The 11,141-nt window shown below is 48.6% G+C and carries 11 protein-coding genes; 2 read left to right on the plus strand and 9 right to left on the minus strand.

Annotated features, from left to right (window positions below):
- The 9 genes from VIM87_RS20755 to VIM87_RS20795 form a co-directional block, all read right to left on the minus strand.
- Positions 1–1,784 (minus strand): TonB-dependent siderophore receptor (locus VIM87_RS20755; RefSeq protein ID WP_331998856.1); only part of this gene is annotated, 1,784 nt, incomplete at its 3' end.
- Positions 1,785–1,809: 25 nt separating this feature from the next.
- Entirely contained in the window at positions 1,810–3,264 is a 1,455-nt protein-coding gene (locus VIM87_RS20760; protein ID WP_331998857.1) for a DUF3526 domain-containing protein, read from the minus strand.
- Complete coding sequence (locus VIM87_RS20765; protein WP_331998858.1) at positions 3,248–4,672, minus strand: DUF3526 domain-containing protein; 1,425 nt, start codon at positions 4,670–4,672, stop codon at positions 3,248–3,250. Before VIM87_RS20765 ends, VIM87_RS20760 begins: the two co-directional genes overlap by 17 nt.
- Before the next feature lie 26 nt (positions 4,673–4,698).
- Positions 4,699–5,406: an ABC transporter ATP-binding protein gene (locus VIM87_RS20770; RefSeq protein WP_331998859.1), complete on the minus strand. Its 708-nt coding sequence runs from the start codon at positions 5,404–5,406 to the stop codon at positions 4,699–4,701.
- A gap of 54 nt (positions 5,407–5,460) precedes the next feature.
- Positions 5,461–5,796 carry a hypothetical protein gene (locus VIM87_RS20775; protein WP_331998860.1) on the minus strand — a complete coding sequence of 112 codons (336 nt, stop codon included), beginning with the start codon at positions 5,794–5,796 and terminating at the stop codon, positions 5,461–5,463.
- 106 nt (positions 5,797–5,902) lie between these two features.
- Entirely contained in the window at positions 5,903–6,571 is a 669-nt protein-coding gene (locus VIM87_RS20780; protein ID WP_331998861.1) for a response regulator transcription factor, read from the minus strand.
- Between the two features lie 171 nt (positions 6,572–6,742).
- Positions 6,743–7,480 (minus strand): sensor histidine kinase, encoded by a 738-nt coding sequence (locus VIM87_RS20785; RefSeq protein ID WP_331998862.1) that lies wholly within the window; start codon positions 7,478–7,480, stop codon positions 6,743–6,745.
- A 29-nt stretch (positions 7,481–7,509) separates the two neighbouring features.
- A complete protein-coding gene (locus tag VIM87_RS20790; RefSeq protein WP_331998863.1) occupies positions 7,510–8,187 on the minus strand; it encodes a hypothetical protein in 678 nt (225 codons plus the stop codon).
- 18 nt (positions 8,188–8,205) lie between these two features.
- Positions 8,206–8,727, minus strand: coding sequence for a hypothetical protein (locus VIM87_RS20795; protein ID WP_331998864.1), 522 nt, complete (start codon positions 8,725–8,727; stop codon positions 8,206–8,208).
- Positions 8,728–9,396: 669 nt separating this feature from the next.
- On the opposite strand from VIM87_RS20795, the gene VIM87_RS20800 reads away from it, so the two are divergent.
- Together VIM87_RS20800 and VIM87_RS20805 are read left to right on the plus strand one after the other, a co-directional pair.
- A complete protein-coding gene (locus tag VIM87_RS20800; RefSeq protein ID WP_331998866.1) occupies positions 9,397–10,005 on the plus strand; it encodes a TetR/AcrR family transcriptional regulator in 609 nt (202 codons plus the stop codon).
- Positions 10,006–10,053: 48 nt separating this feature from the next.
- Positions 10,054–11,141, plus strand: a 1,088-nt coding sequence (locus VIM87_RS20805) for a TolC family protein (RefSeq protein ID WP_331998867.1), incomplete at its 3' end; no start/stop codon positions are given.

Consider the following 11,141-nt stretch of genomic DNA (forward strand, 5'->3'; position numbering starts at 1 on the left):
CCTTCATTTTCTTTGTTAGCATCTTTGCTGGTAATGGCATGTGTGTAAGCATAGTTGGCAGATATGGAAAAGCGGTTGGAGAGGCGGCCAATTACATCTACCTCCGCACCGGTGCTGGTGGCCTGACCTATCTGCCTTCTGAAGCCGGGATGTTCCAGGTCGCTGGTAAGCAGGTTGTTTTTAATAATGCGGTAAGCAGCTACACTGGTAATGAGCCTGCGCTGGAACCACTCCCTTTTGGCGCCTGCCTCTATGCTGTTGCCCCGCATAGGCTTAAAGTTATTGCCTGCAAAGTCCACACCCGACTGTGGTATAAAGGACTGATCGTACAACACATATACTGATGTATTATCGCCTAGTAAGCGCGTAATGCCCAGGCGGGGTGAGAAGGCCGTTTCATCCCGCTGCGGTTGTTTGCCATTGGTGGTAACCGGCGTGTTCAATGTAAAACGGCCGCCGTAATTCACGATCCAGCTGGTATGAATACGGGTACTGTTATAGGCAAAAGCGGAGGTCCAGTTATTTTCACGCACGATCAGTGAAGGTTTACCCAGCATGCGCACACTGTCTGTATTTAAGCCGTACTGCGGGTGCGTTCTGTCAAAAGTGAAAGCATATTTCCCATAAGCATTAAAAAAATTATCCTTGCTGTAGTTGTAATCGAGTCCTGCCACCAGGTTATGTTGTATAGCCCGGCCGGTTTTAAACTGGCCGTTCACGTATACCTGCGCTGCGGCTACCCGGCCGGTAATGCTGTTATTAACCGGTAAGCGCCGTGTAATATTGGTGCTGTCAAAATTCACCAGTGAATAATTGTCGGAGATCAGGTACCAGACGGTGGTGGGAGTAACGGTATATTTTGATTGTACCGATAAGCGCCAGTGGTCATTAAAGCGGTGGTTAAAAGCCAGGCGTACGCTCTGCGATTGTGTGCTGGATCGCGGCAAATTCGGATCGCCCGCATAGTTGTTGCCAATGCGGTCCTTGAGTATATCCGCTTCTGTACCTATTTTGGTAATGCTGCTGCCGCCGTCGGATGTGGTGCGGATGAGATCATATTCCGCAAGGATAACAGTACGGGGGCTGAAGTTATACTGTATAACAGGCGCCGCTACGTATTTCTTTGTTTTAATGAAATCCTGGAAGCTGTTCTGCTGCTGGTATACTGCATTCAGGCGGTATGAAAAGCCACGTTCCTGCACGGCGCTTCCGGCATCGGCTGCTATCCGCCATAAGCCAAAGCTGCCACCCGCAGCTTCTACCTGTCTTACTTTTTGCTGCCGGGGTGTTTTGGTAGTAATATTCATACTGCCACCCGGCTCACCGGACGACAGCAGGAAACCTGCCGGGCCTTTTATAAAATCCACCCGTTCTATGATCGCTGCATCATCTGTAATAGCGCCCATGGTGCTGCGCTGTGGCATGCCATTTACAAACTGGTCTGCGGCAAAACCTCTCATGAATGCTGCTGCGGATGCATCAAACACAGAGCTGTTATACCCGATCTTTACGCCGCTGGCATTGCGTATAATGTCTTTCATTTCCAAACCACCCTGCTCACGGATCAGCTCATTGGTTACACTTACCAGGCTTTGTGGTATTTCCAGCAGGCGGCCTTCCAGGCGCAGCACCGGCGCCATGCTGTCTGCCTTCAGCATTTTCTTCTTTTCCAGCACTACAATTTCCTGCAGGCGTTGTTTGCGCAGGCTGTCTGTATTATGCTGGGCATAGCTGCTAACAACTGCGAAGCACAAGCTGATAAATATGAGTAACGTTCTTTTCATTGATGTGATATATTAACTGATTGATTTAATGATCATGCCGTACATGCCTTTTCCATAACACCGCTATACCGGCCAGCAGCCAGCCTGCAGTTAATAACAGCAGGTAGGCGGTACCTTTCCACCAGCGTGTAGCGCTGTTTGCATCATACACCGGTTTATAGGCAGGCAGGTTTTTGTAATCTGCCGCGGTAAACTTCCGGCCGTTAAAATGCAGGCGGTAAAAGAATTGTTTCCATTGTTCCCGGAAAACATTGGCCTGCCGGTTAAAAAAGGCATAATCCGTAATATCTGTACGGGCAATACTGTTCAGCAATGTTTGCGTGTATACGGCCGGGTTATAGTAATAAGAAGCTGTTACTGCCTGCATATCCCGGCGCCTGGCGGTTTCCTGGCCGGCCATTACCCGCTGCATACGTTTGGCCACCAGCTCAAAATAAGCCATCAAACGGCGGGAGCTGGCAGCGCTGGTATCATAAGCCTGTTGATTGTAGTATTGTGGATGCGCCGCATAAAAGCTGTCCAGCAATTGTTTTTGCGGTAGCTCCCAGGTATCCCATTCAATTTCCCTTTGCCGGGAGGCATAGGTAGCCGTATCATCTGCCCCGGCTGCAGCAGGCATGCTTAGCCGGAACAAAGCAGGTATTACTACCAGTAACAGCAGCCAGGTGCATAACAGGATGACCAGGTTTGCAGCAGCCGTGGTATTCCAGGAAAGTATAAACCATATTATGGCCATCCACAGGGCTGTGTAAGCCGCGCATACGCCCATCCAGGCCAGGCATGCCTGCCAGGGAACCTGCGCACCGCCGGATAAGCAGATGCCGGTTATAGTGATCAGCAGCACAGCTATTAATAAAATAAGATAGCGTAGCAATAAGCGCAGCAATAAGGTGCCGGTAATGCTGCCTTTTTGTATAACCAGTAAGGCCAGTGTACCCTGTTCTTTTTCCTGCGCCAGCAGGTTATAGCTTAAGCAGATAGCAGCCAGCGGCAGCAGGTAGATCAGCAGGAAGGCGCCGTCAAAATTGCCGGAAAGCAAATATTCCGGGTTATTGATCTTCTCTTCCGCCGGTACAAAACTTTGTTTAATGGTTACCGGGAAATAATAAGTGGCCATATCGCTCATGCCAATAGCCAGCAGGGAGAGGGGCGCAGGCGGATGAAAGACCGTGCGGTGCAGCCGGTAATCCACCACAGCAGGGTGGCTGGCCATAATATAATCCGTTTTGCCCTGTGCTGTGCTGGTATCCGCATCCAGCTGTTTATACAGTTTAATATACTGCTGATGATAATCCTGCTGTATACTATCCAGCGCAGCCTTATGCATTACCATTACAGACCGGCCATAGTATAAGGCTACAGCGGCTGCCAGTATGAAAATAGCTGCCAGTGCAGGTAAGAGCGAACCCCGGGTAAGGCTGCGCAGCTCAAACTGCAGGATGCGCGCTGCCACTGATATGGATCTATTGAGCTTGTGCATAGCGGGCAACCCGGTTTAAGAGTAAAACACTTCCCGGCAGCCATAACAGCAGGGATAATAACAGTAAGCGCTGACTATACAGCACATTGGCTGTGGTGAGCGGCTGGTAGCGGAAAGCCGGCAGAGTGCTGTAAAAGCGTGGATCAACTTTCCAGGTAGCATCGTCCGTTTTGCTGCCGCCATAGGCCAGCTCATTATTCAGGCAGCGTATAAAAGTATTGCGGTATTGCCGGGCAGCTTTATCAAAGTGCCATTGATGGTCATAATCCGTACCACATAAGGCCATAGAAATGCTGCGTATGGCCAGGTATGGGTTAAGGCAGGCCGCATAACGGGTAATATTGTTTTGCAGGCGTATAATGCTATCCGTTTTTGCGGCATAGGTATCGTACACCATTTGCGCATAATCTTCATTGGCCTGCATTAAGATGGCCGTTAAATTAACCGGCAGCTGTTCAACGCTGGTAACATGGTATTTTTTAAGCACTTCCTGTGTTAGCTGTGCCTGCCTGCTTTCCCGGGGTGCATTGCCATCGATCCCCATTTTAATGGCCTTTTCAATTTTTTCCTGTACGGCATACCGGGAGGGTAAGGGGTACAGGGCCTGCCCGATAACCGGTGTTAAGCGGGGCATCAGCACATTCCATAACAGCCATATGCCCAGCACAATGATGAGCGACTGCCGTGCATTTTTTGCGATTGCAGACACCAGGATGCCTACTAAAACAAAGATGCTGCTGTAAACGGCATAACAAATAATGAGCAGCAGCATACGCAAAAGATCAGTACCGGTAACCGGCCGGCCCGCTATTATAAACAGTGCGGGCAGGTATACCAGCAACCCCAGTAGCAGCATGCTGTTTACAATAAGCAGGTTAAAGGCGGCTTTACTGTTTAACAATACAGCCGGGCCCGCGCCCTGTAATAACAGCAGCCGCAGCGTGCCGGATGTTTTTTCCTGCGTATAGCTGTTAAAACAGCTGAACAGGATGAACAGGGGAAAAAAGAGCTGCAGCACACCTGCCATGGTTAGCTCCCCGAAACGCAGGTAGCTATCGGCAGGGCGCAGGCCGGGCATGGCCATACTGTGCTGCGCATGGGCCTCTACCCGCATCGTGTAGCCGGTAAGGTTATCCAGCCCTTTGTCAAAGCTGCTTAATAGGGTAACAGGCTTAAAAATGTAAGTGCCAAAATGGGCAGCGCTATGCGGATCGCCTACCTGCAGCTGCTCCCATTGTTGCCGGAAATGTGTGTTTGCAGCAGCACGTTCTTCCTGCAGGCGGTTATACCGTCCGCAAACTCCCGCAAAGGCAATACCCAGCATTACCAGCAATGCGATGACAGCTGCCGGCAGGGTATGGTTGCGCAGTACCTGCTGCCATTCTTTAGTGGCTAATATTATAAACATGGTCGTTAAATAACAGGGCGTGTGAATCAGCGGGTGGCGCTCATATGTTCCATATACATACTTTCCAGTGTGTAATGATCAATGGTGGAGGCTTCCATAATGGTAAGCAGCCGCCCTTCCTTCATAATGCCAATGCGGGTGGCCACTTCCCTGGCCCGGTACAGATCATGGGTGGCCATTAATACTGCGCGGCCCTCATCACTGAATTGCCGCAGCAGTGCGGAAAACTCGTTGCTGGCCCTGGGGTCCAGGCCGGAGGTGGGCTCATCCAGCAGCAGGGCTTTGGCATTTTTGGCAGTGGCAATTGCTATCCCTACTTTCTGCCGCATACCTTTGGAATAGGTTTGTACCCGCCGGTGTATGGCAGCTTCCTGCAAACCTGCATGCAGCAGCAGCTGTATATACTGATGTTTCGTGTATTCATTACCGGTAAGCGCGTTAAAGAACTGCAGGTTCTCCAGCCCGCTCAGGTATGGGTACAACATCACCGTTTCAGGGATATAGGCAATATGCCGGCGGGCTTGCTGCCGGTGGGCTTTTACATCTATCCCGTTTACCAGCGCAGTACCGCTGTCAGGGTCTAAAAATCCCAGGAAACAATTGATGGTAGTGGTTTTACCGGCGCCATTAGGCCCCAGAAGACAAAAGATCTCACCTTTACCTACAGACAGGTTCAACGCGTGCAGCGCTGTATGCCGGCCAAATTGTTTGGTCAGCGCAATAGCTTGCAACATAACTTACAGGAATACAGTCAATGAAAAATAAGGAGCAGCAATAAGGGAAGAATATTATAACAGGGCAGGGGGGCCTCTGTTAGCCTGTGCATGCTGCAGGCCTGCATGGGGGGCGGAAGGATGGAAGGTGTTGGTAACAGGATAGTAACAAAGCGAGGGTAATATGATATGTACCGCCGGCAGGGCTGCATCTTTTGCCAGGTGATAATCACAAATGGCGCAGGAATGGCTGGCCTTAACCAGGTGCTCCGGCAGCTGCGCGGTTCTATGATGTTTTACCGGCGTATAGTCGTGCCGGTGAAAAACCTGCACACCCTGTATATACAGCAGCATGGCCATTAATAAAAAGGCCGCTGCTTTACGAATAAGGATATGCCGGAGGAACTGCATGCGACAAATATAGATAAAATTGTAACAACGTTGCAAAAAATAATCAGCAAATAATTGTCCTGACCAAATATTTCTTCACAACTGTTAAGCAGATAATATTAAGATACTAGAGCAGGTCTTCTTCTTTAATGAGATTGTTCTTCAGCGCAAATACCACTACGCCGGCGGTGTTCTTCACATTCATTTTTTCCAGGATACGGGTGCGGTGCCCTTCCACCGTGCGTTTGCTCAGGAAGATCTTTTCACCGATCTGCTGGGCGGTGAATTGCAGGCATATCAGTTTAATGATCTCTTTTTCGCGGTCTGTGAAGGAGATCTTTTCTTTATTGCGTTGCGGGTCAAACCGGCTCTTTACGATCATGGTGGCCAGCTTGGCGGAAGTTTGTTTGCAGTAGAAGATATTATCTGCATACACCTGTGTAATGGCTTCCAGTATTTCCTGTTTATCTGCATTTTTAAGCAGGTATCCTTTGGCGCCGGCTTCCAGCATTTCCACGATCAGGTCTTCCTCATCGAACATAGAAAGGGCAATGATCTTCAGCGAGGGATCTTTTTGCAGCAGCAAACGGGTAGCGGTTACCCCATCCATACGGGGCATTTTGAGATCGGTCAGTACAATATCCGCCTGCATATTTTCCAGCATGTCCACCAGCTCCCGGCCATCAGATGCCTGGCCTACCAGCTGAATATCGGGCTGCCTGGAAAGCATCAGTGCCAGTCCGTCCCTGAAGATCTCATGATCGTCTGCTATTAATAATCTGATTTGTTGAGCCATTGTTTCAGGAGTGATAATGATCGCCGTACAAGCGTTGCGTGCCCCACGAGCCCCAACTGAAAATTGCGAACTGCAATATTGGGGTGGATAAGTGCCTCTTTTGAGGAGGTAAATATACAAATTTCCGGCAGTTTTTGTTCAGACGGTGAGGAAGGTGGAAGGGAACTATATTCAGGCAGGTATTTTTATCAGGTAGTTGGTGCCTTGTCCCGGTGCGGAATCAATGGCCAGGGAGCCATGCATAATGTCGGTCCTTATTTCCAGGCTTTTCATGCCCAGGCCTGTGGAGTTGGCCTTCGCTTTTTTTACATCAAAGCCGGCGCCGTCTTCGCGGATCAGTAATAGCAGCAGGTCTTCTTCTTTGTTCAGGGATATTTGCAGCTGTTTGGCCTGTGCGTGTTTGAGGGTGTTCTGTATAATTTCCTGGATAATGCGGAAGATGTGAATGGCCTTTTCCGGCTGTATCTGTATATCGCCGCTGGTGCGCAGCTCAATGTGCAGGGGCTGTTTTTCGCTGATCTGCTGGATAAATTCGCGCAGCGCTTCGGTAAGCCCTTTCCGTTCCAGCGCATTGGGCAGCAGGTTATGGGATATTTGCCGCAGGTTGGTGATGGTTTCGTCAATATACTTGCTGGATCGGGCTATGATCTGTTTATCCTCATCGGTACGTACATCCAGGCTGTTAATGAAAAGCTTTACGGTCGACAGCAGGGGACCGGCGCTGTCGTGCAGGTCTGTGGCAATACGTTTGCGTTCGTTTTCCAGTATGGTGATCTCCGCGGTGATCCGTTCTCTTTGTAATTTAATATAACGGCGATGGTACAGGATAATAGATACTACAAAAAAAACGATGATAATTGCAATGAGCAAAGAAACAAATATGGTGGTATAAAAGATCTTATCTCCCATTGTTGAAAAATTGATACTTTCTCCTTCATTTACTCAAAGTGCCGGTTAAAATAAAGATCGTTCTTTTTTACGGGGATTAAAAACACGGCCACTCCATACAGCAAATTTACAAAAGCGTTCATATACCCGAACATACTGATGATCTTCGTAGCTACGCTTACCACATTATCCTTCCCCAGCACATAATAGGATGCTTCATAAATGATCTGGTAAATAAAATAAATGATAAAGCCCAGGCAGATCAGGAATTTGGCGTTCTTAAACAGCTGTTTATTATCCTGTACGATCATATAATTGATCTCATTGATGCTAAGCAATACGATCACAAAGGAATAAGCGCCTTTAAAAAAGGGGCTGTAGGTTTCTATCTTAAAGAACACCAGGTTCTCCGTGATCCAGATAATAATGAACGCAGCCATCAGGAAAAAGAACAGCTTTTGCTTTCGCTGCAGGAAGCCCCAGGAGCGGAACAGGAATAGCAGGATCAGGCATTCAATTAATGCGTACAGGTTTACCGTGATCGCATTATTGGCATGCAGGAAGTTAATACAGATAAAGCTGATGACCTCTGAGGTAAAGGCCATCAGTAACAAAAGAATAAAGGGGTGGTAGCTGGTATTGATCTTATAAAAGCGTACCACCCCAATAATCAACGGGATAGCCACTGTTTCGCTTAACAGGAAACTGGCAATATGGTCAGGGATCATTGAAAAAGGTTGGGTAGATTATCTGGTTAGCTTGCTGGCTGCACAGGGTGGGGGATCACAACGCTGGCCGTTTTCCATGGCCTGCGCACCATTGTCCTGCGCCTGGGCAGTGGAAATACCGGGTATAAAACCAACGGCTTTCTCGTCCCTGCTGTTCTTACCGTCCAGCAGTTTTACAATGATATCTTCGCCTTTAGAATTAACCGGTACCATTACCAGCTTCACTTCCCCATTTTTACCACGGCCATAATAAATGCGGATGCCCTGTGCATCTTTCTGGTTTAATAATACGGCAAAGGCGTCGCGGTTAAAGGTTTCGGCAGTGGGTATCTGCAGGAACGAATCAAGTTTAACGCTTTTTATAAGCCGGTCCCGGGTATTCCGGAAATCTCTGGTGAGGTTAGCGGCTTCGTCTATGGGAATGGTGTGGATCGATGCCTTTTGAGAATCAAAAGGGATGGGGCCCTGGGGCTGTTGGCATGCATTTAACAAAACAATTGCCACCAGGGCGGCAATGTAAGTAAAGCGGTTTTTTTTCATGAGTATTGAGGTTTTTTTGGTGAACTGAGCTGCAAAATAGCCGATATGCCCTACAAACCCCTTCGTAGAATTGCCTGAAAAAACAAGTATAAATACGCAATCTTTTCAGGTGTTACTTCGCTTGCCCCCCTGGCCGGCCGGTAGTAAATTTGTACTGTTAAAGCGATTGTACTTTTCTCTGCATATAGCGTTTGACCCCAAAACGTAAGGGCAGCACCCGATAACGGCTGTCAGCACCTTGTTTGTTAACCTTTCCTCTTTTTCTTTACGCCTGGTAAGATAAGGCATTTTTCCCGGATGGCTCATATAGGTATTTGCGGGGTGTTGTTGTAGATGGTGGTGGGATCCTTCTGGTTTGCCGATGGGAGTGGAAGACCCTTTGAGGCAGTTCCTGGCCATCATGCTAAAACATTCAATATACCATAGATCTTTGAGGCAATTTCTTGGCAATCGGGCTAACAACATTCAATAGGGCCGTAAGCCCCCTGAAGGCGATCTCTCTGGCCACCAAGCTAACATCCAATATGCCCTAAACCATTTGGAGGCAATCCCTGGCAATATTCATCATAGGAAACCTTTGAGGTCCTCCTTCCCCCTAATAAAATTTATTTTGCGCTTTCCGATCTTTTCATACCTTTGCATTAACCAAATGGTTAAACTGAATAGTTTATGTCTCAGGAAAGGAACACGGAGGAACAGATCATAGCAGCAGCTAAAAAGATATTTTCAACAAAAGGACTGGCAGGCGCGCGTATGCAGGATATTGCAGATGAAGCGGGCATTAACAAGGCCATGCTGCATTATTACTACCGCAGCAAGGAAAAACTGTTTGAAATAGTCTTCACAGAAGCCCTGGATAAGCTATTGGACCGTTTGAGCAATGTTATCAACGCTAATATGCCGCTTCAGGATAAGATCCGGGCTATCATTAAGAATTATATTGAAGGGCTAATAGAAAATCCGCAGCTTCCTTTATTTGTACTGAATGAGCTGCAGCAACAGCCGGAGCTGCTGGTAAAGCAATTTAAAACCAAACCTAACTTCCCGAACATCCAGCAGTTCCTGATGGAAATAGCCGTGGCAGGGGAAAAAGGCATCATTAAAAAGGTAAGCCCCCTGCAATTAATGCTGAATATTTTGTCGATGTGCGTATTCCCATTTGCAGCAAAACCTTTGCTGAAGGGCGTTACAGGGATAGATGAAGTACAGTTTAAACTGCTGATAGAAGAAAGAAAACAGTTCGTGGCGGATTTTGTTTTGGCGGCTATCACACCGTAGTTTTTTTTGCTTTTGAATTAACCAAATAGTTAAATAAAATAGTTAACAATGAAGTATATCGTTTGGGTGTGGCTGTTAGCTACCACACAGCTGTATGCGCAGGACAGCACCTTGCTTACCCTGGAACAATGCCAGCAGCTGGCCCGTGAGCATTACCCTTTGCTGCGCCAGAAGCAGGTGCTGGACAGCATTTTAAAACTGCAGGTAAAAAATACCAATACCGCTTACCTGCCACAGGCTGAGCTGAACGGACAGGCTACCTACCAAAGCGCCGTTACAGAATTTCCGTTTAAAGTACCGGGGGTAAGCATACCGGAATTTTCCAAAGACCAGTACCGGGCTACCATTGATGTAAAGCAGCTGCTGTACGATGGCGGCGCCACCCGTCAGCAGCGGGAGCTGCAAACCATCCAGCAACAAACAGAGCAGCAGAAAGTGGAAGTGGAGCTGTACAAAGTAAAACAACAGATAACACAGGCCTATTTCAATGCCTTGCTGGCAGCGGAATACATACAGGCTGCCCGCTTAACGCAGCAGGACCTGCAACAGCGGATAGACCGGTTAAACGCCGGGGTGCAGAACGGTACGGTGCTGCCCTCGAATGTAGATCTGTTAAAGGCAGAACAGCTGAGGGCAAACCAGCAGGAGATCTCTGCCGACGCCTCCCGCAGCGCTAACCTGGCCGTGATACAGCTGCTTACCGGGTATGAAGCAACCGGGCCGGTAAAACTGTCACTGCCCGCAGCAGCCCGGGTAACTACCACGGATACACTTAACCGGCCGGAGCTGCAGCTATACCAGCTGCAATCTGCCGCCCTCAACCAGCAGGCCAGGCTCACCGCCACCAAACCCTTGCCCCGTATAAGCGGCTTTGTGCAGGGCGGTTACGGCCGGCCGGGTTTAAATATGCTGAAAAATGATTTTACTCCCTTTTACCTGGGCGGCATCCGCCTGAACTGGACGCTCTGGAACTGGCGCTATAACCGCACGGAACAAAATATTCTGCGCCTGCAGCAGCAGAACATTAACCAGCAAACAGAAACGTTCACGCTTAACACCCGGGTGCAGCTGGCGCAGCAGCAAACGGAAATAGGCCGCCTGCAGCAAACGCTGGAAAAAGATAACGACATCCTGAC

Origin of the sequence: Chitinophaga sp., assembly GCF_036569125.1 — a bacterium.
Taxonomy (GTDB): Bacteria; Bacteroidota; Bacteroidia; order Chitinophagales; family Chitinophagaceae; genus Chitinophaga.

Bases quoted from the DNA above. Each gene is read 5' to 3' on its own strand.
- VIM87_RS20780 (WP_331998861.1), bottom strand. From the start codon at position 6,571: ATGGCTCAACAAATCAGATTATTAATAGCAGACGATCATGAGATCTTC.
- VIM87_RS20795 (WP_331998864.1), bottom strand. From the start codon at position 8,727: ATGAAAAAAAACCGCTTTACTTACATTGCCGCCCTGGTGGCAATTGTT.
- VIM87_RS20790 (WP_331998863.1), bottom strand. From the start codon at position 8,187: ATGATCCCTGACCATATTGCCAGTTTCCTGTTAAGCGAAACAGTGGCT.
- VIM87_RS20785 (WP_331998862.1), bottom strand. From the start codon at position 7,480: ATGGGAGATAAGATCTTTTATACCACCATATTTGTTTCTTTGCTCATT.
- VIM87_RS20775 (WP_331998860.1), bottom strand. From the start codon at position 5,796: ATGCAGTTCCTCCGGCATATCCTTATTCGTAAAGCAGCGGCCTTTTTA.
- VIM87_RS20800 (WP_331998866.1), top strand. From the start codon at position 9,397: ATGTCTCAGGAAAGGAACACGGAGGAACAGATCATAGCAGCAGCTAAA.
- VIM87_RS20770 (WP_331998859.1), bottom strand. From the start codon at position 5,406: ATGTTGCAAGCTATTGCGCTGACCAAACAATTTGGCCGGCATACAGCG.
- VIM87_RS20765 (WP_331998858.1), bottom strand. From the start codon at position 4,672: ATGTTTATAATATTAGCCACTAAAGAATGGCAGCAGGTACTGCGCAAC.
- VIM87_RS20760 (WP_331998857.1), bottom strand. From the start codon at position 3,264: ATGCACAAGCTCAATAGATCCATATCAGTGGCAGCGCGCATCCTGCAG.